The organism is Neobacillus terrisolis (genome assembly GCF_051233475.1).
Taxonomy (GTDB): Bacteria; Bacillota; Bacilli; order Bacillales; family Cytobacillaceae; genus Bacillus_BU.
The window spans coordinates 229,374-247,399 of the sequence record NZ_JBKFGH010000004.1; the positions used below are offsets into that span (position 1 = coordinate 229,374).

The 18,026-nt window shown below is 39.3% G+C and carries 21 protein-coding genes; 13 read left to right on the forward strand and 8 right to left on the reverse strand.

The annotated features are described in order from the left end of the window. Window positions 1-273: 273 nt before the first annotated feature. Window positions 274-1,728: an alpha-amylase family glycosyl hydrolase gene (locus tag ACI48O_RS03185; protein WP_435560262.1), complete on the forward strand. Its 1,455-nt coding sequence runs from the start codon at window positions 274-276 to the stop codon at window positions 1,726-1,728. A 40-nt stretch (window positions 1,729-1,768) separates the two neighbouring features. Here ACI48O_RS03185 and ACI48O_RS03190 read toward each other — a convergent pair whose 3' ends face one another. Continuing rightward, the gene (locus ACI48O_RS03190) at window positions 1,769-2,260 is read right to left on the reverse strand and encodes a YajQ family cyclic di-GMP-binding protein (RefSeq protein ID WP_435560263.1); all 492 of its coding nucleotides are present in this window, start codon (window positions 2,258-2,260) and stop codon (window positions 1,769-1,771) included. Between the two features lie 110 nt (window positions 2,261-2,370). Between ACI48O_RS03190 and ACI48O_RS03195 the strand changes: the two genes are divergently transcribed. Next, a complete protein-coding gene (locus tag ACI48O_RS03195; RefSeq protein ID WP_435560264.1) occupies window positions 2,371-3,246 on the forward strand; it encodes a CvfB family protein in 876 nt (291 codons plus the stop codon). 52 nt (window positions 3,247-3,298) lie between these two features. Here ACI48O_RS03195 and ACI48O_RS03200 read toward each other — a convergent pair whose 3' ends face one another. Further along, window positions 3,299-3,430 carry a DUF3941 domain-containing protein gene (locus ACI48O_RS03200; RefSeq protein ID WP_435560265.1) on the reverse strand — a complete coding sequence of 44 codons (132 nt, stop codon included), beginning with the start codon at window positions 3,428-3,430 and terminating at the stop codon, window positions 3,299-3,301. 108 nt (window positions 3,431-3,538) lie between these two features. Next, complete coding sequence (locus tag ACI48O_RS03205; RefSeq protein ID WP_435560266.1) at window positions 3,539-4,399, reverse strand: DegV family protein; 861 nt, start codon at window positions 4,397-4,399, stop codon at window positions 3,539-3,541. A 104-nt stretch (window positions 4,400-4,503) separates the two neighbouring features. On the opposite strand from ACI48O_RS03205, the gene ACI48O_RS03210 reads away from it, so the two are divergent. Then, window positions 4,504-5,346, forward strand: a complete 843-nt coding sequence (locus ACI48O_RS03210) for a YitT family protein (protein ID WP_435560267.1) — start codon at window positions 4,504-4,506, stop codon at window positions 5,344-5,346. A 15-nt stretch (window positions 5,347-5,361) separates the two neighbouring features. After that, window positions 5,362-5,775, forward strand: a complete 414-nt coding sequence (locus ACI48O_RS03215) for a Gmad2 immunoglobulin-like domain-containing protein (protein ID WP_435560268.1) — start codon at window positions 5,362-5,364, stop codon at window positions 5,773-5,775. An 85-nt stretch (window positions 5,776-5,860) separates the two neighbouring features. Here the strand turns inward: ACI48O_RS03215 and ACI48O_RS03220 are convergent, their stop codons facing one another. The 3 genes from ACI48O_RS03220 to ACI48O_RS03230 form a co-directional block, all read right to left on the reverse strand. Further along, on the reverse strand, window positions 5,861-6,046 hold the full coding sequence (locus ACI48O_RS03220) for a DUF3813 domain-containing protein (protein WP_435560269.1): 186 nt from the start codon (window positions 6,044-6,046) through the stop codon (window positions 5,861-5,863). Window position 6,047: 1 nt separating this feature from the next. Next, complete coding sequence (locus tag ACI48O_RS03225) at window positions 6,048-6,200, reverse strand: hypothetical protein (protein WP_435560270.1); 153 nt, start codon at window positions 6,198-6,200, stop codon at window positions 6,048-6,050. A 166-nt stretch (window positions 6,201-6,366) separates the two neighbouring features. After that, entirely contained in the window at window positions 6,367-7,185 is an 819-nt protein-coding gene (locus tag ACI48O_RS03230; RefSeq protein WP_435560271.1) for a Cof-type HAD-IIB family hydrolase, read from the reverse strand. Between the two features lie 177 nt (window positions 7,186-7,362). Between ACI48O_RS03230 and ACI48O_RS03235 the strand changes: the two genes are divergently transcribed. From ACI48O_RS03235 to ACI48O_RS03260, 6 genes are all read left to right on the forward strand, one after another. Next, window positions 7,363-7,674, forward strand: coding sequence for a metal-sulfur cluster assembly factor (locus tag ACI48O_RS03235; RefSeq protein WP_435560272.1), 312 nt, complete (start codon window positions 7,363-7,365; stop codon window positions 7,672-7,674). Window position 7,675: 1 nt separating this feature from the next. After that, on the forward strand, window positions 7,676-8,014 hold the full coding sequence (locus ACI48O_RS03240) for a DsrE family protein (protein ID WP_435560273.1): 339 nt from the start codon (window positions 7,676-7,678) through the stop codon (window positions 8,012-8,014). A 526-nt stretch (window positions 8,015-8,540) separates the two neighbouring features. Next, a complete protein-coding gene (locus ACI48O_RS03245) occupies window positions 8,541-9,476 on the forward strand; it encodes an ABC transporter ATP-binding protein (protein WP_435560411.1) in 936 nt (311 codons plus the stop codon). 13 nt (window positions 9,477-9,489) lie between these two features. Beyond that, window positions 9,490-10,710 carry an ABC transporter permease gene (locus ACI48O_RS03250; protein WP_435560274.1) on the forward strand — a complete coding sequence of 407 codons (1,221 nt, stop codon included), beginning with the start codon at window positions 9,490-9,492 and terminating at the stop codon, window positions 10,708-10,710. Beyond that, on the forward strand, window positions 10,703-11,827 hold the full coding sequence (locus ACI48O_RS03255) for an ABC transporter permease (RefSeq protein WP_435560275.1): 1,125 nt from the start codon (window positions 10,703-10,705) through the stop codon (window positions 11,825-11,827). The genes ACI48O_RS03250 and ACI48O_RS03255 overlap by 8 nt, the downstream gene beginning before the upstream one ends. Window positions 11,828-11,969: 142 nt before the next feature. After that, window positions 11,970-13,094, forward strand: coding sequence for a TIGR04053 family radical SAM/SPASM domain-containing protein (locus ACI48O_RS03260; RefSeq protein ID WP_435560276.1), 1,125 nt, complete (start codon window positions 11,970-11,972; stop codon window positions 13,092-13,094). 36 nt (window positions 13,095-13,130) lie between these two features. On the opposite strand, the gene ACI48O_RS03265 is transcribed toward ACI48O_RS03260, so the two are convergent. Then, on the reverse strand, window positions 13,131-13,829 hold the full coding sequence (locus tag ACI48O_RS03265) for a Crp/Fnr family transcriptional regulator (protein WP_435560412.1): 699 nt from the start codon (window positions 13,827-13,829) through the stop codon (window positions 13,131-13,133). A 325-nt stretch (window positions 13,830-14,154) separates the two neighbouring features. Between ACI48O_RS03265 and moaA the strand changes: the two genes are divergently transcribed. Then, window positions 14,155-15,171, forward strand: a complete 1,017-nt coding sequence (gene moaA, locus ACI48O_RS03270; protein ID WP_435560277.1) for a GTP 3',8-cyclase MoaA — start codon at window positions 14,155-14,157, stop codon at window positions 15,169-15,171. Window positions 15,172-15,238: 67 nt separating this feature from the next. On the opposite strand, the gene ric is transcribed toward moaA, so the two are convergent. Next, complete coding sequence (gene ric, locus ACI48O_RS03275; RefSeq protein WP_435560278.1) at window positions 15,239-15,937, reverse strand: iron-sulfur cluster repair di-iron protein; 699 nt, start codon at window positions 15,935-15,937, stop codon at window positions 15,239-15,241. A 273-nt stretch (window positions 15,938-16,210) separates the two neighbouring features. On the opposite strand from ric, the gene ACI48O_RS03280 reads away from it, so the two are divergent. Beyond that, the gene (locus ACI48O_RS03280) at window positions 16,211-17,476 is read left to right on the forward strand and encodes a molybdopterin molybdotransferase MoeA (protein WP_435560279.1); all 1,266 of its coding nucleotides are present in this window, start codon (window positions 16,211-16,213) and stop codon (window positions 17,474-17,476) included. Then, a complete protein-coding gene (gene mobB, locus ACI48O_RS03285) occupies window positions 17,442-17,987 on the forward strand; it encodes a molybdopterin-guanine dinucleotide biosynthesis protein B (protein ID WP_435560280.1) in 546 nt (181 codons plus the stop codon). Before ACI48O_RS03280 ends, mobB begins: the two co-directional genes overlap by 35 nt. Window positions 17,988-18,026 lie beyond the last annotated feature (39 nt).

Below are 18,026 nucleotides of genomic sequence, written 5' to 3' on the forward strand. Positions count from 1 at the left end.
TCAAAATCAACATTCGTCTTTAACACAGCCTTATTTTTAAAAGTTTCTCCATTAATGGCCGCGCTCCCTGCCTTTCCACAAAATTGTCATTTTTTTTATAAAAATAGTGAACATCCAATCCATTGCATCTTGTTTGACCTTCTTACGACAAACAGATAATCTTAAAGCATATGCAAAAAAGTGAGAAGATTCTCTGTTTTGGGTAAATTTTGTTGAAATATGACAGTTGGAATCCAAAAAAGGGATCGGCTCATCGCAAGGGGGAGCGGAATATTGATAAAAAAATTATTACCATTCATAACCATCTTGTTTCTTTTCGTATCAGGCCTAAATGTTGCGGCTGCAGAACAAAAAGACAAGAGCTGGCAGGATGAATCGATTTATTACTTGATGATCGACCGTTTTAATAATGGGGATTCCAGCAATGATTTTGATGTAGATGCCAATGATCCGAAAGCATATCATGGCGGTGATTTTAAAGGGGTAACACTGCAGCTTGATTACTTAAAGGACATGGGATTTTCAACCATTCTTCTAACACCGATTTTTGATAATGAAGAAAATGGCTATCATGGCTATTGGACGAAGGATTTCAATAAATTAGATGAGCATTTTGGCTCCGAAGCAGATTTTAAAAATTTGGTTAAGGAAGCACATAAACGCGATATGAAAATTATCGTCGAATTCCCGGCCAGCTCAATCGGGCCTAACCATCCATGGCTCGAGGATACAAATAAACAAAACTGGATTACCCGAAACGAAGAAGCAACCTTAAACCTTGAAAATCCCGAGGTACAAGCTTACTTAATCGATGCTGCAAAATGGTGGGTCAAAGAAACAAATATCGATGGCTATAAGGTCAATCAAATAAATCAAGCGTCCACTAACTTTTGGAGCCAATTTTCAAAACAGTTAAACGAGACGAAAGCGGACATTTTCTTACTTGGTGATGATGAAGGCGCATACACGAACGAAACCAAAAACACAGGGATCAATGCTTACCTTAATTATCCTGCTGCAAATGCCCTGCGATCAGCTTTTGCCAAGCCTGACCAACCGACCGATAAACTTTTCCCGCTCGTAAGCACTGAAGACTTCCCACGAGTAACGTTCATGGACCATCCGCTCGTTAAAAGGTTTACTCATGAGGCAGTGGTAAACAATCTTCACCCAGGCTCACGCTGGAAGTTGGCTTTGACCTACCTGTACACCACACCTGGAATTCCAATGGTCTATTATGGCACCGAAATTGCGCTTGAGGGTGGTGAAGGGGAAGAAAATCATAAGCAAATGGATTTTCGGACCGACAAGGAGTTAGTTGAGTATATTACAAAGATTGGTGAGCTTAGAAATCAGTTACCAGCCTTAACAAAAGGGACGTTTGAGCCCCTTTATAATAAAAACGGCATGCTCGTGTTTAAACGCCAATATAAGGATGAGGTTATTGTTGTCGCAATAAACAACACAACTAAATCGCAAAATGTTCCTCTTAATGGAGAAAAGATCACTAATGATATGGAATTACGCGGTTTAATTAATGAGGATTTAATTAAAGAAAAGGATGGGAAATATAATCTAATTATTGATCGCGATGAGGCTGAAATGTATGTCCTATCTGAAAAAAGCGGATTAAACATTCCGTATATTGCCGCTATGACGGGAGTATATCTACTATTCGCAGCCTTCCTGTTTATGTTAATAAAAAAAGGCAGAAAAAGAGCTGAATAAATGAGAAGACCGGGCTTCAACATTGCCCGGTCAACTATTATTAACGATAATTAATAAATTGAACATCGACCGATAAATCGGCATCACGAACCAATGCGATAATTTTTTGGAGATCATCACGGCTCTTGCCGGTAACACGAATTTGATCGTCTTGGACTTGGCTTTTAACCTTTACGCCACTGTTTTTAATAATCGTGTTGATTTTTTTGGCATTTTCTTTATCAATACCTTGAACAAGCTTTCCTCGTTGGCGAACCGTTCCGCCAGAGGCGCCTTCAATTTTTCCGTAGTCAAGGTTCTTGATTGGCACACCTCTTTTGAATAATTTTGAAAACAATACATCTTTTAGCTGGCCAAGTTTATATTCATCATCGGATATTAACACAAGCTCCTCTTTATCAAGAGAAACCTCACTTTTGCTTCCTTTAAAATCGTACCGTGTTTGTATTTCTTTCATCGTTAAATTTATTGCGTTAGTGACTTCAGATAAATCAACTTGGGACACAATATCAAATGAGCTGTCTTTTGCCATTACAAACCTCCGAAAACATTTTTCTTTACGTCTACATTATAGTAAAATATAGCAGTTCAAACAACTTAAGGAAAATATTTAAATAGAAAAAATCAATGGAGGAAATCAATATGTCTTTAGCAATGGAGCTAGGTCATGTAATAGAGCTAACGGTCGCCCGGGAATCAGAATTTGGCTATTTTTTAACGGATGGAACCGAAGATGTTTTAATGCATAAAAACGAAGCAAGTCGCGAATATGCACTTGATGAAACCGTTAAGGTGTTTCTTTATACAGATTCAAGGGGAAGAATTTCTGCAACAGATACGATTCCTTTCGTAACAGTGGGAAAATATGAATGGGTGAAAGTCACCGATGTTCAGCCTGGATTAGGGGTATTTTTAGATATTGGCATCCAAAAAGATCTCTTGCTTGGTGAAGAGGATTTGCCGGCACATAAGGGAGTGTGGCCGACCGTAGGAGATTTGCTTTTTGTAACGATAAGAGTAAATCGAAATCAGCGATTGTACGCCAAACTTGCAACTGACCCAATCATGGAGGAAAAGGCAGTAGAAGCAACGGAAACAGCCTTTAATAAAAACGTTCATGGCTTTATTTATCGAACAGCAAAGGTAGGAAGCTGGATCTTTACAGCAGAGGGCTATAAGGGGTTCATCCATGAATCGCAGCGGGAAAGAGAGCCACGTCTCGGTGAGAAAGTGGAGGGCAGAGTAGTTGATGTCAAGATGGATGGGACGATTAATGTTTCCTTGTTGCAAAGAAAACAAGATGTTCAAGATACTGATGCTGAACGCATATACCAATATTTGCTGTCCCGCAACGGCGCCATGCCTTATAGCGATAAAAGCTTACCGGAGGATATTTCCGAACGTTTTCAGTTAAGCAAAGCAGCGTTTAAACGGGCACTAGGTAAATTGATGAAAGAAGGAAAGATCTATCAAGAAGATCGGTGGACATATATTAAAAAGGAAGAGGTCGACTCCTAAACGGGTCAACCTCTTTTTTTTGCCCTTTCGGACCGTATTCTGTCTTATGTTTTTATAGATGATTTGTCTTCTTAGAATATTGATTTTTCCCGGCTTTTCGGTTTTTTTCACGCATCATATTTTTTTCATGACGCAAAGCATTATTATCTTGAGCCTTTTTATCATTATCTGATGTATGAGGCATATGCTCAAACTCCTTTCTTAGTTAAGAAGTGTTTAGCCGGAGCACCATTACGAGGTACCGCCGCTTTTCTTATCTTCTGTCATTTTAGAAAGGAGTATGTAAATGACGTTAAGAAGGCATCTTATTTAAAAAGAAGATTGCAATGGTTCCCGGACCAGTGTGAGCCCCGATAACGGCACCGATATCGGAAATCGTTATTTGGGCGGGATGAAATTCTGCTTCAATCATTGTCTTCATTTCAAGAGCAGTTTCTTCATTATCTGCATGGCTTATGCCAATGATTTGTTGATCTAGACCCTCACCGCGTTCGTTCATCAGCTCGATAATACGGTTCATTAATTTTTTCTTGCCACGGTGTTTTTCGATTGGAACAAGCTTGCCATCTTCAACATTGATTAATGGCTTAATATTTAGCAGTCCGCCCAAAAAAGCGGATGCCTTTGAAACACGACCACCTTTAGCCAAATAATCAAGATCATTAACAGTAAACAAATGTTCCATGTGTTGAGCATGAAATTGAATTCGATTGATAAGCTCGTCTTTAGGTAAACCGGTCTGTGCTAACCGGACTGCTTCCATCACAACTAAGCCCACTCCGAGTGAGGCACATTTTGAATCAATAATCGTCAGATCAAAGTCAGGATATTCTTCTTTAACTTGATTGTGGATCATAACGCCTGTTGAATAGGTTCCTGATAATTGCGACGAGAAGGCAATATAGATTCCAGCCTCTTTGTTCTTCGCCATTTTAGTAAATAATTCCTCAAATCGGCTAGGCGGAACTTGCGATGTGGTAGGGAATTTCCCTTCACGGATTGCTTGGAAAACGGTACTGGGTTCAATTTCTATATGATCATCGTATTCTTTGCCATCAAGCAGTACTTTTAAAGGAAGTAGAGCGACATGGTTGTCTTGATAAAACTGAATCGGTAAGTCAGCGCCACTGTCAGTAATAATCGTTAATGACATATTTTCACCTGCTTTGTGAAATATTTTTGTTTTAAGTGTAGCGGTTTCATGTGAAAAAAACAATCATTCGCCATTATTTTGGAATAATGTTAGGGGGTTAGCTAATGGTCGTTATGGAAATGAAAAAAGTCATCGTTGTCACCATTGGAGCATTTTTAAATGCAGTTGCCTTGAACTATTTTTTAATTCCGGCTAATGTGTACTCCAGCGGTTTCAGCGGCGCAGCCCAATTAATTTCAAAAATTGTTACGGATTATACCCCGTTTACGTTAACCACGGGAATTTTACTGTTTCTCCTCAATATACCTGTGACCATCCTTGGCTGGAAAAAGGTAGGGAAATCCTTCACCATCTACAGTTTTATTAGTGTCGTATTGATGTCTTTGTTCCTCGAAGTGCTTCCAATCCAACAAGTTTCAAAAGATATTTTATTAAATGCCGTATTTGGAGGAGTTATTGCAGCAGTCGGTGTTGGTTTTACATTGAAGTGGGGCGCCTCAACTGGCGGAATGGATATCGTCGCTATGCTCCTTTCACGAAGGAAGGATAAACCGGTTGGTACATACTTTTTTACGCTAAATTCAATCATTATTTTGTCGGCTGGTTTTTTATTTGGCTGGGAGAAGGCTCTCTACACGCTAGTAACATTATATGTTTCAACCCGGGTCATTGATGCTATTCATACTCGACATGAAAAGCTGACAGCATTAATCATTACAAAGAATTCTACCGAGTTAAAAAAAGCGATTCATGCAAAACTTGTTAGAGGAATGACAACAATCTCGGTAAAAGGCGGATTTACGAACGAGCCAAAGGAAATGCTAATGATAGTCATTACAAGATATGAATTATTTGATTTGGAAAGAATTATTAAAGAGGTTGATCCCGGAGCGTTTACAAACGTATTTCAAACGACTGGGATTTATGGTTTTTTTCGCAAAGATTAATACTGAGGTGAGTGCATGAAAAAGACAACGGTTTTAGTAACCATGCTGCTGGTTTTGGCAATCTTTCCAACGTTACAAGTACACGGTAAAAATATTATTTCAGAGGTACATGGCGAACCCCAGCATCAGTTTTTTCGAAATGTTAAAGTAAAAGGACAGGGTGGGGAGTATGTTGTTAAAGGGGAGGCCCGGCCTGTAACGGGATCATTTTATTATGTAGTAGAAGATGGACATCGTATTTTTGTAAAAGAAACAAAGGTTGTAAGCAAAAAGGCTTACCCGGCCTGGACGAAGTTTAAGGTGAACATAAAAATTCCGAAAAGACTGCTCCCTGATAATGGAACGGTTACGATGTTTTTTTATGAAAAAGCAAAACAGTCCGATGATATGATCCATGTTGTACCGATCGTCCTTGAGGAGTTTTATTAATCTTTTCGGTCAAATTGTAATGCAGCTAAATGAAGAAAAAGGATGACTTCGCGAAAAGTCATCCCTTTGTTTAGCTATCCACACTCTATTTCATACTTTCAAGTTCACTTTGTAACTGGCTTAGCTGTTCTTGTTCAGCTACAGTGGAATTAGCATATGCGGAGGTTAGCGCATTTTTGGCACGAAGAAGAGCCGTTTGCTTTTCTTCTCCCGAGGCTGTTTTTGCTAAATTAACAAATTTTCTTGCCTCTTGGAATAATCTGTTCCCCATCTTATATTCCTCCGATTGAGGAGTTAGTTACATTAGACATTTTTTGCGCCTCAGCTTCAGCGTAGGTGGTATGATAAGGGATACGGTCATCGTGCTTGGAGACTGAAGTAACTCCTTGTGACACAAATCTTCTTGATTTATTCCGTTTACCCATTCGAATCCCTCCAACTAAAGCTTATTTGAAGCAGTAACGGATGCTTCATCAACTAGTATCTCCTCATTTGTTTTAGAATAACAAAGGTAAGAGTTGGCTAAATAGGTGGGCAGCTATCGTCGATAAGCTTGAAGGTAACCATTCACTACCCGAGGCTTCCATCATGTTATAATGCTTTCAAATTTAATACTTCATTTAAGTAAACGGCAACCCCGTCTTCCTCATTCGTTAAAGTGACTTCGTTGGCGATCTGTTTAACATGGTCAATCCCATTGCCCATTGCGATGCCTCGTCCGGCAAATTGTAACATTTCTAAGTCATTATCCTCATCACCAAAGGCAATCACTCTTTCCTGAGGAATTTGGTAATAGTCACAAGCGCGTTTAATACCGACTGCTTTATTTAAACCACTTTTAATAATTTCGATTACGTGCCACGGAGCAGCCCAGCTTCGATGGTCAATCACTTCTGCATGTACTTCAGAAAGATGTGCGCGGATATTTTTTAGCTGGTCTTCGTCCGTGTGGATTAACAAACTGGTCGGGGAGTCTGTTAAAAATTTACGCAAATCTCCTGTTGTAATATTTGGATTTCCTAGTTGAAAAATCTCCAGTAACTTTTCATCATGATAGTGAATATAGACGTCATCCATCACTTCGGCAATGATATTATGAAATGAAAAGGATCCAAGTGCTTCAACGATATCCCTAACTACACTTATATCCAACGGAGAATGATAAATGCCCCATTGATCATCTTTTGGATGGTGAATAAACGCCCCATTAAAGTTTACAATAGGGGTATCTAGTTCTAACTCATGGTAATACATCTCACTCGAACGAAAGGGTCTGCCGGTGGCAATCATGACAATATGACCTTGTTCACGAGCGACACGCAATACTTTTTTCGTATTAGCAGTAATAATCTTATTATCTGTAAGTAATGTACCATCAAGATCTAAAGCAATTAGGTGTTTTTTTGTCATAAGTTCCCCTTCTCTTTCTTTGATCTATTTCCTTACTCAATAGTTTAAACTACATTGTTAACTTGAATGTTAACGATGTGTAAAACTTGGGAAAAACCCTGTTAACATGGTAAACTAATTTTATGTTTTTTATAAAAGAAAATGCAAATGATTCAATTAAATAGAGGAGTGAATAAGATGGATGAAGCGTTGAAAGAAAATTTAATGGGTGCTCTAGAATTAGTAATCGACCCTGAATTAGGAATCGATATTGTTAATTTAGGACTTGTATACGATGTAGAAATGGATGAAAACGGAAAAGCAACCGTCACCATGACATTAACGGCAATGGGTTGTCCGCTCGCTGGTACGATTGTGGACCAAGTGAAAAGCGCGTTAGCCGATATTCCTGAAGTAAAGGAAACAGAAGTTAATATCGTGTTTACCCCACCTTGGACTAAGGCGAGAATGTCACGCTACGCAAAAATTGCTTTAGGAGTTCGTGATTAGAATGAAAAACAAAGTAATCTTAGTAAGTTCTGACCAGCTTGGCAAAGGCGATAAAGAACTGGGCGAAGGTATTCTAGAGACATTTTTCACACTACTTAAACAGCGAGAGGAAGTACCTGTGGCTGTATTCTTTATGAATAGTGGAGTATATACCCTCACCGATCAATCCTTTGTTTCGGTTCATTTAAAAGAACTGGAAGACCGTGGTGTCGATATTTTAGCCTGTAAAACCTGTGTCGACCATTATCAGCTTGAAGAGAAATTGGTTGCCGGTAAAATTAGCGGCATGGCTCAGTTTATTGAACTAGCTGCACAATATGAAGTCATTACAATTTCATAAATATTATAATTTACAAAGCTAGCTATTGAGCGGACACAGAGGCCCTTATTTTGATAAAATAATCATTTTTCTAGACTTATGAGGACACAGGATCCCTTATTTACATAAAAATCACTGGATAGTGCCGATTTATGATCAAATAAGGGATCTGTTGTCCGCTTAACCTATAAAAACAACGTTTTTTGTGAAAATAGCGGAACGTATGTCTTCGGACCAAATAAATTTTGTATATATCACTAAAAATGACTAACAAATTACCATGTAATCTGTTAGTCATTTTTTAGTTGCTTTATTAATGTTTGCCTGAAAGCGAGCACCTAAGCGGAAATCACAGCAGCCAAATAACTGAGCCTTCATTCAAAAAAATATAACCCGGTTTTCTATCAGTTTTAAAGGAATTAAACGTCCGAAAAGTAAGAAAAAATTCATATTATTTCCAATAAACTATATATTTTCTAATGCTGTTTCTGTATGTTTAAAGGTGAAAGGCACAATGAGTGTAAAGTTAGGAGTGAAGACTGTGAACATGCTGACGGTTAGTGATTTACGGAAAAGCTTTGGGGATTTTGATGCAGTAAAAGGGGTTTCCTTCACTGTAGAAAAAGGGGAGTCTTTCGGTCTCCTTGGTCCAAACGGCGCGGGAAAATCGACCATCATTAATATGATTACGGGATTATTTTCTCCAACATCTGGCAAGATTCAACTAAATGATATTGATGTGATCAAAAATGCCAAGCAGGCACAAAAGTATATCGGTGTTGTCCCCCAAGATATTGCACTTTACCAAGAAATGTCGGCTAGGGAAAATCTCAAATTTTGGGGCAGAATGTTCGACCTTTCAGGAAAAGAACTGGACAAAAGCATAGATGAAGTACTGGAGTTGATGGGTTTAACCGATCGTGCCAAGGATAAAGTGGCTAACTTTTCTGGAGGAATGAAGCGGCGGGTGAATATTGGGGCTGCCATCTTACATCAACCGGAGTTACTGATCATGGATGAGCCAACCGTTGGAATTGACCCGCAATCGAGAAATCACATTTTGGAAACGATTAAAGCATTAAATGAAAAAGGAATTACGATCATTTATACGAGCCACTATATGGAAGAGGTTGAATTTCTTTGTAAACGAATAGGTATTATCGACCATGGGGAATTGATTGCCTGTGGCACCATACCTGAACTTCGTGAGACCATTGGGGACCAATCCCGAATCATTTTAACCTTAGAAGAAAAACCAACAAACGGTACGCTAATCCAACCCTTATCTAAGATTTTTCCGGAAAAAGAAATTAAAATTCAAGAGAATCAATTAATGGTTTTCCATAAAGAACCACAACACATTTTAAGTGAATTTATTCAATCAGTCACAAAGGCAGGAGCCAAAATTAATTCCGTTGATATTGTGGAGCCCAACCTCGAAAGCGTCTTCCTCCATTTAACCGGGCGAAGCCTGAGAGATTAAGGAGGTTGGAAAAATGAGAATTTGGTGGTTAGCCGTTAAAGACCTACTCCTGATTGGACGTGATAAGAAAGCATTCTTAACACTTATCTTGATGCCGCTACTTTTAATCGCAATCCTCGGTGCAGCCTTTGGAAATATCTTTAATGAAGATCAGGGAGAGGACGTTAAGATTCAAAAGTTCACATTAGGTGTCGCAAATTTGGATAATGGGGCACTTGGAGCCATCCTCGCTGATGAAATGTTCGCAAAGGGATTGTCCGATCAAGTAAATGTTAAACATTATGACTTAAGTGAAATGAAAACACTCATTAAAGATCATAAAATCCCAATCGGAATCGTCATCGACGAAGATTTTTCCGCTTCGCTGATGTCCGGGGCGGAAACAACAGTTGAGATATATTCGACACCAAACCCTGGGATTAAGGCAACAATCGTTCAAAGTGTCATCCAACAGTTTACCCAGTCAGCAGCGACACAAGTGGAGGCCGCAAAATTGAGGGGAATGGATCCTTCACAATCCGAGACCAATCATGGGGCTGTGCATGAGCAAGCCAACATGGTGATGGATAAACAAATTGATTTTCCTTTAATCGATGAAAAGTCGGTTGAGGCACAGTCAAAACCGGTAGGTTCCTTCCAATACTACGCTGCCGCAATGGGCGTCATGTTTTTATTAATGACGGTTGTTGAAGGGGTTGGAGCGATGATTCTTGAAAAGGAACAAGAAGTGTATAAACGGATGCTAGTATCAAAATTAACCTATGCCAATTATTTAGCAGGAAAAATGCTAGGGTTGCTGGTTATATGTCTTATTCAATCCTTTGTAATTATCATTGGTACAAAGCTGATTTTTGGTGTGGATTGGGGCGAATCAGCTGTTGGGCTTGTTTTCGTTACATTATCTTTTGTCATTAGTGCATGTGGTCTTGGCGTATTGGCCGGTGCTTTTATTAATAAAGAAAAAACATTTATGGTGGCAGGGATGGTCGGAACTCAAGTAATGGCAGCTTTGGGTGGCAGTATGGCACCTATTTACATATTTCCGGATTGGGCGATTACCGCAACTAAATTCTTGCCTAATGGCCTAGCACTGCAAACCTATATAAACCTTATGGCCGGTACTTCATTTTTCGATGTCTTACCGGAAATAATTGCTAACCTATGTTTGGGCTTGTTGTTTTTCTCGATTGGTTTAATTCGCCTTTCTAAAGAAAGGAGAGGTCGTTATGCGTAGGGTTCTGGCGATTGCGTGGTTACATTTAAAAGAATTTTTTAAATCACCGGGCGCATTAGTGTTAATGATTGTGATGCCGATTATGTTTGGGGCGATTTTTGGAGGGATGGCCTTAAATACGGAAGTCCATAAACCTCTCGTAAATATTGTTACAAATGGTGGCGAACTTGAAGCGGAACTGATCAACTTGCTTAAGAAAAATGATTCCTACCAATGGAAAATAGTATCGGAAAAGCAAGCTATGGAAAATGTCGAGAACGAGGATGTGGTGGCTGCCGTTGTCCTCCCTGAAAATGTAAAACAAAGAATGCAAGAAAATAAACCGCTGTTTGAAGTGATTGTTCAAAGAGAAACTCAGGATTATCTCGGGTTAGTACAGCATTTAAATGGAACGGCAAGAACGATCTATACGACCTATTACTCTGTTGAAGGTTTAGACGAGACAGCTTTTCCGGAGTTGCTTAAGTCTGTTACGAAAATAAAGAACGTAAACATTAGCAGGGAAATTTTTCAAAAGGACGATACTGAAAAAGAAGCCGTTAATTTAATGTTTGTAGGTTTTTCCATCATGTTTATGATGTTCGGTTTATCGGGAGCTGCATCCACCATTCTGGATGAACGAAGCGGGGGGACATGGGCAAGGCTGCTCATCTCGCCGGCTAGGAAGCTTGAGATTATCGCAGGATATTTATTCTCTTATTTCTTAATGGGATGGATTCAGTTAATCGTGTTAATGGTTGCCATGAAGCTCATGTTTGATGCCGAATGGGGAAATATGGTTTATTTTATCCCATTTGCTTCAATGGTTATTTTATGTGTGGTAGGGTTTGGACTGATGATGGCCGGTTTGGTAAAAACAAAACAGCAGGCTGGTGCGATTGGAGCAGTTGTAATTGTCAGTACCTCCATGCTTGGGGGTGTATATTGGTCGCTTGATATCGTTCCACTCGTCATGCAGAAAATTGCCTTAGCGGTTCCGCAAAGTTGGGCAATGGAAGGCTTTGAAGAGATAATCAGCGGCAGTCTTCATACCGGCACATTATTGATGGACACAGGAGCTTTGCTTGCTTTTACAATTGTTTTTTATTCTATCGGTTTGCGGTTGATTAAATACTAGTTGGTTTATTTTTGACACAAAAAATCCATACCTTCTAGTCAAATTCTTATTCGGTTTGTGAGGTAGTTCACTTTTGTGAATCCGAAAGTGACTTATAATACATTTACAAGCTGTTCGAATTGAAAACTAGGAGGCGCATAAAATGGGATTTAATCAAGATTTTAATCAAAATCCGTTTATCGTCATATGGGAATTAACAAGAGCGTGTCAATTAAACTGTTTACACTGCCGTGCGGAGGCACAATATAGAAGAGACCCAAGAGAGCTTTCTACTGAAGAAGGGAAGGCGTTAATCGATCAAATAAAAGAAATGGGCAATGCGATGCTCGTTTTTACCGGTGGCGATCCTTTGGAGCGGGAGGACGTCTTTGACATTGCAGAGTATGCAGTGAAAAAAGGTGTTCGTGTTTCAATGACACCAAGTGCCACTCCAAACGTAACGAAGGAAGCAATCGAAAAGGCGAAAGAAGTAGGCCTTTCCCGCTGGGCGTTTAGCTTAGACGGTCCAACTGCCGAAATTCATGACCATTTTCGGGGCACTGCCGGTTCATTTGATTTAACGATGGAACGGATTAAATATTTGCATGAATTAGAAATACCAATTCAAATTAATACGGTTATCTCCAGATACAATATCGACCATCTTGAAGACATGGCGAAGCTTGTTGAAGAACTAAAATGCGTATTATGGAGCGTATTCTTCCTTGTTCCAACAGGACGCGGCCAAACAAGTGATATGATTTCACCAGTACAGCATGAACAAGTATTTACATGGCTATATCAATTAAGCAAGCGTGCCCCTTTTGATATTAAAACAACGGCTGGTCAGCATTACCGTCGGGTCGTGATTCAACAGAAGAAGCGTGAAGCGAAGGAGCAGCCAACGGAAATCCAGTATTTAGATGCGCTTACGCAGCAAGGTTTAACAGGTTCAATCGATGGATTAGGCAGAGCACCAAAAGGTGTAAACGACGGAAATGGATTTGTGTTCATATCTCACATTGGGGACGTGTATCCGAGCGGATTACTTCCGATAAAGGTTGGTAACGTCCGCGAACAACCATTAGGCGAGATTTATCGAGAATCACCAGTGATGAAAGCGTTAAGAGACCCCGATCAGTATAAGGGTAAATGTGGACAATGTGAATTTAGACATGTATGTGGAGGTTCTCGCTCACGTGCGTATGCAATGACAGGAGATTATCTCGAAAGCGAACCATTCTGTGTATATATTCCAAAAGCATTGCGTAAAAAACAAGAACAGTAAAAAAGAAAAGCGGAAGCCAGGGCGCTTCCGCTTTGTTTATTCAATACTGCAATATATGGCTGGACAGTTTTCACAGCCAATTTCATCTTTTAAGTACTGAAGATCATGTACATAAATCTTTCCTTTTTTTGAGGAAATGATTTTGTTTCGTTTTAATTCATTTAGAATTCTGTTCGTACTTTCACGTGAAGTTCCGCAGAAATTAGCAAGCTCTTGATTGGTTAATGGTAGATCGATCAGGATCCCATCCTGATTTTTTATACCATAACTATTCGTCATTCTGATTAATGTCGAAAATAGAGCACCTCTTTTTCCGTTTAAGACGAGGTCACGGAATTTCGTTTGAGTTTTGCGGAAATGATCGCTCATCCATTTCATAAACTCAAATGCCAATGCACTGTTTTGAAAGATTTCTTTTTCTAGGACATCTTTTTTCACTGCTGCAACGGTTCCTTCTTCAAGAATAAGGGCGCTTAATAAATATTTTGGAGCTTCAGCAAACAAGGTTAGTTCTCCACATAAATCATTTTCGCCGCAAATTCTTAATGATAACTCTCGTCCATCTGCGGTAATCTTGCTTATTTGAATTTTTCCGGAAATTACTATATATAATTCCTCTGCATTCATTCCTTCTTGAAAGAGATACGTCCCTTTTTTTGTTTGGATGGTACGATCAGCAAATCGGAGTAATTCTTTTATTTGAATGGAATGAGTAGGTTTAACAGTATTAGTCATCATTATCTTCACCCTTATCTTAGAAGATTTCCAGTGGCGAATCTCATCTATTTGTATTAATACTAACATCCACATAGTGTAAATAGAAAGGTGAGTGAAGCGTTATTTCATTTTATTTCGAAGTTTAGCCACAATTTCTTCACAGAAAAGACATATGAATTTGAATAAAAACAGATTGTTTATCAGGTTAACTCGAGAATTGTTGAAGAATAAGTGAATATATTTATATACGGATTAATGTTTTTGTGAGATAATTAACAGTCAAAGAATCGTTTTCACTGTTACAATATTTTTAAGGACTTCTATGTATATGGAGTTGAAAAATATGACCAAAAGACAAGTAAGAGATCAATTAGACAGGCCGCTGCGAGACATTCGAATTTCTGTAATCGATCGCTGTAATTTTCGTTGTCAATATTGTATGCCTGCCGAACTATTCGGTCCGGATTTTGCCTTTTTACCTAGATCAGAGTTATTAACATATGAAGAAATACATCGTCTAGCAACCCTTTTTATTAAACTAGGAGTGGAAAAGATTCGCTTAACTGGAGGAGAACCTCTGTTAAGAAAAGATTTACCAGTTTTAATTAAGATGTTGTCTAATATTGATGGTCTTAGAGATATCGCCTTAACGACGAATGGAGTGTATTTGCCAAAGTATGCCAAAGAGTTAAGGGAAGCAGGCCTTAAAAGGGTGAATATTAGTTTAGATAGTCTAAATGATGAACTATTTGGCACGATAAACGGTAGAAATGTTGGGGTAGGTCCAGTCCTGAAAGGGATTGAAGCTGCCAAAGAGGCGGGATTGGGTATCAAAATTAACATGGTCGTTAAAAAAGGACTAAATGATACAGAAATTATCCCAATGGCTGCCTTTTGTAAAGAGCGAGGCTTGGAGCTCCGTTATATTGAATTCATGGATGTAGGCAGTACGAATGGCTGGAAAATGGATGATGTTGTCACCAAAAAACAAATCTATGAAATGCTTAAGAATGAATTTGAATTAGAAACGGTAGAACCAGCGTATTATGGTGAAGTGGCCAAACGTTATCGATATAAGGACACGAATGTAGATGTTGGGTTTATTACCTCAGTTTCTGAATCCTTCTGCTCTACCTGTACTAGAGCGAGACTATCCGCAAATGGACAAGTCTTCACTTGTTTATTCAATGGAAATGGTCATGATATAAAAGAATTCATGAGAAGCGGAGTAAGTGACGAAGACTTGGAGAACAGAATAAAGGATATCTGGGGTCAACGATCTGATCGCTATTCTGATGAACGAACAGAGGAAACAAGAAAAGCGCGTAAGAAAATCGAAATGTCCTATATCGGCGGTTAACGGCAATTAAATTTTATATCAGGAAAAAAGAAAAGGCTGCGGGGTTCGCAGCCTTTTTTCTCGTTTTTTATAGATATCTTGGGAACAGAATATTGTTCTCAAGGTGGACGTGCATGAAGGTTTCTCCTTCGAGCATCTCGAGACGTTTGTAGACGAGGCGGTAGGTTCCGCATGCGTCAATTGGAGGTACAAAGTCTGATGTGATGTCTCGTAATTCTTTTAAAATGGCCCCTGCATGGTCATGTTCTTTCTCTAATTCCTGAATTTCTTTCATCATTTCTTCTCGCTCTGCACCCTCTGCTTCAGCAAGCTTCAATAGCATTGGGAAAACCGTTGCTTCTTCTTTTGCTGTATGCTCTAATAGCTCCTTCTTTAGTTCATAAAAGAGGTCATGCATTCTAATTAATTCTGGATGAGAATCACCATGTACTCTTGCGACCTTTGTTACATACGGACTTAGCATTGAAAGCTCTTCTTCAAGGGGACGGTGGTATTTATCAATAACATGATTGATTAATGTTTGTGAATCAGTATTTGTCCATACCTCAAGGTCGATTGGTTCATTTACGCTGTTTTTGTAAACTTCAGCTAGTTCAGCCATTAATGTTTCCATATTTACATTTCTTTCAGCAGCAGCTTCGGCTACTGGGCGATTTCCGCCACAGCAAAAATCAATACGATAGCTTTTGAAAAGATCACTTGATTTTGGTAGTTCATTGACAATATCTCTAACTAATGAAGTTTCTGTAAATGGCATAGTATTCATGAAAGTTCCTCCTTATTACCCTTTGTGTTATTTTCCCCTTTAGCATAACGAAAATGCAGGTTATGGTTGGTGACATAAATCACACAAGATGAATGTTTTTATTAACATGTAAAAATTACAGGAATATGGGTCTTTAGTGAGAAAATATCTCAATTTGTGATGTTTTTCATGTTGACGAACAACTTGATAGGCTTATAATGATATGGCAGATGGTGAAAACTAGAGATATTTCAATACATAAGCAAGCTTGTTTAAACATAGGAGTTGAAAAGAATGTTGGATCGTAGAATACCCATTCCAATTGCTGATGCTGTTGGTCAAGTGATGAAGTATAAAAGAAATGGATTAACGGAATATGTGTCAATTTTTGAAAGTCACAATCGATTTTTATCGGAGGATTTAATCGCAACAAGCGATGTACCACATTTTGATCGAGCCCCTTATGATGGTTTTGCGATTCGCTCGATTGATTCTCAAGCAGCTTCCCTTGATCATCCTGTAGAATTTGAAGTAATTGATCATATTGGAGCTGGAGCAGTATCTGCCAAGATATTAGGCCCGTATCAAGCAGTAAGAATTATGACGGGTGCCCAAATGCCTGATGGAAGTGACGCAGTTGTCATGCTTGAACTTGCAAAAGAATTTGTGCAAGATGGGAAGAATTTCATTTCCATCAAGCGCTCTTATAAGCCGGGGGACAATGTCTCGTTTACTGGGGAGGATGCCAATAAAGGTGAAGTCCTTGTAAAAAAAGGAACATTGATTAATCCTGGTATTCAAGCGATGCTCGCGACCTTTGGTTATGCGCAGGTTCCCGTTTCGAAAAAACCAATCGTCGGCCTGTTTGCAACTGGTACGGAACTACTAGAGGTAGATGAACCACTTGAGCCTGGGAAAATTCGAAACAGTAATTCCTATATGATTTCTGCACAAATCGATCGGGCAGGAGCAGAGGTTTCTTATTTCGGAAAACTTCCAGATGATTTTGATACATGCTATGAGGCGGTAACATCAGCGTTAAGTAAGGTGGATTTACTCTTAACGACCGGTGGTGTTTCAGTCGGTGATTTTGACTTTATGCCAGCAATATACGAGAAAATGGGGGCAGAAGTCCTGTTTAATAAGGTGGCGATGAGACCGGGCAGCGTTACGACCGTAGCTCAATTTAACGGTAAACTGTTATTTGGCCTCTCAGGAAATCCATCTGCATGTTATGTTGGTTTCGAATTATTTGCCCGTCCAATAATTAGGACGTTCCTGTTTTCAGAAAAGCCGCACCTCCGAAAAGAAAAAGCCATCTTAGAGGTGGATTTTCCAAAGGCTAATCCATTTACTCGATTTGTAAGAAGTTCGGTAACGGTGAAAGATGGCCGCCTTGTTGCAGCACCGAGCGGATTAGATAAATCCAATATCGTGATGAGTTTGGCTGGAGCCAATTCGTTAATGATTTTGCCAGGTGGAACAAGAGGGTACGAGGCCGGAACAGAAGTGGAGGTTTTGTTGCTTGAGGACACGACCGGAAGTGAGTGGCCATGGTGATCCAATCATCTTTCAAATCTCAGGCTATTCCAATAGTGGGAAAACAACGTTTATAACGAAGTTGGTACGCCAACTGAGTAAGGAACAATTCAAGGTTGTAACCTTGAAGCATCACGGTCATGGCGGACGTCCAGATCTTTTAAATGAAAAAGATTCTAGTGAGCATATTTACGCTGGGGCATTAGCCTCTGTTGTTGAAGGAGAGGGACGAATTCTCCTCCAAGCCGAACAAGCCGTTTGGACCCTCCAAGAGCAAATCAGGCTGCTGAGTTTTTTTGATCCCGATATGATTATCATTGAAGGCCATAAGCGCGCCGATTTTCCGAAAGCCGTGATCGTGCGTGACCAAAACGATGTGGAGCTTCTTACCAACCTAACGAATATTATCGTTGTATTTTACTGGGATCACAGTCTATTGGCTTCGATTAAAACAGACCTTCCTTGTTTTCATATTAATGATGAAAACGGTTTGTTCTGGTTGAAGAATTTCTTAATGAGCGGGTTTAAGTAAGGGCCAAAAATCAAATATTACAAAATGAAGGCAATCGCG

Coding starts and splice junctions, on each gene's coding strand:
- ACI48O_RS03195 (WP_435560264.1), top strand. CDS start 2,371: ATGTCTTTAGCAATGGAGCTAGGTCATGTAATAGAGCTAACGGTCGCC.
- ACI48O_RS03250 (WP_435560274.1), top strand. CDS start 9,490: ATGAGAATTTGGTGGTTAGCCGTTAAAGACCTACTCCTGATTGGACGT.
- ACI48O_RS03280 (WP_435560279.1), top strand. CDS start 16,211: ATGTTGGATCGTAGAATACCCATTCCAATTGCTGATGCTGTTGGTCAA.
- ACI48O_RS03210 (WP_435560267.1), top strand. CDS start 4,504: ATGGTCGTTATGGAAATGAAAAAAGTCATCGTTGTCACCATTGGAGCA.
- ACI48O_RS03225 (WP_435560270.1), bottom strand. CDS start 6,200: ATGGGTAAACGGAATAAATCAAGAAGATTTGTGTCACAAGGAGTTACT.
- ACI48O_RS03260 (WP_435560276.1), top strand. CDS start 11,970: ATGGGATTTAATCAAGATTTTAATCAAAATCCGTTTATCGTCATATGG.
- ACI48O_RS03230 (WP_435560271.1), bottom strand. CDS start 7,185: ATGACAAAAAAACACCTAATTGCTTTAGATCTTGATGGTACATTACTT.
- ACI48O_RS03215 (WP_435560268.1), top strand. CDS start 5,362: ATGAAAAAGACAACGGTTTTAGTAACCATGCTGCTGGTTTTGGCAATC.
- ACI48O_RS03190 (WP_435560263.1), bottom strand. CDS start 2,260: ATGGCAAAAGACAGCTCATTTGATATTGTGTCCCAAGTTGATTTATCT.
- ACI48O_RS03265 (WP_435560412.1), bottom strand. CDS start 13,829: ATGACTAATACTGTTAAACCTACTCATTCCATTCAAATAAAAGAATTA.
- ACI48O_RS03240 (WP_435560273.1), top strand. CDS start 7,676: ATGAAAAACAAAGTAATCTTAGTAAGTTCTGACCAGCTTGGCAAAGGC.
- ACI48O_RS03255 (WP_435560275.1), top strand. CDS start 10,703: ATGCGTAGGGTTCTGGCGATTGCGTGGTTACATTTAAAAGAATTTTTT.
- ACI48O_RS03220 (WP_435560269.1), bottom strand. CDS start 6,046: ATGGGGAACAGATTATTCCAAGAGGCAAGAAAATTTGTTAATTTAGCA.
- ric (WP_435560278.1), bottom strand. CDS start 15,937: ATGAATACTATGCCATTTACAGAAACTTCATTAGTTAGAGATATTGTC.
- ACI48O_RS03200 (WP_435560265.1), bottom strand. CDS start 3,430: ATGCCTCATACATCAGATAATGATAAAAAGGCTCAAGATAATAATGCT.
- ACI48O_RS03205 (WP_435560266.1), bottom strand. CDS start 4,399: ATGTCATTAACGATTATTACTGACAGTGGCGCTGACTTACCGATTCAG.
- moaA (WP_435560277.1), top strand. CDS start 14,155: ATGACCAAAAGACAAGTAAGAGATCAATTAGACAGGCCGCTGCGAGAC.
- ACI48O_RS03235 (WP_435560272.1), top strand. CDS start 7,363: ATGGATGAAGCGTTGAAAGAAAATTTAATGGGTGCTCTAGAATTAGTA.
- ACI48O_RS03245 (WP_435560411.1), top strand. CDS start 8,541: ATGCTGACGGTTAGTGATTTACGGAAAAGCTTTGGGGATTTTGATGCA.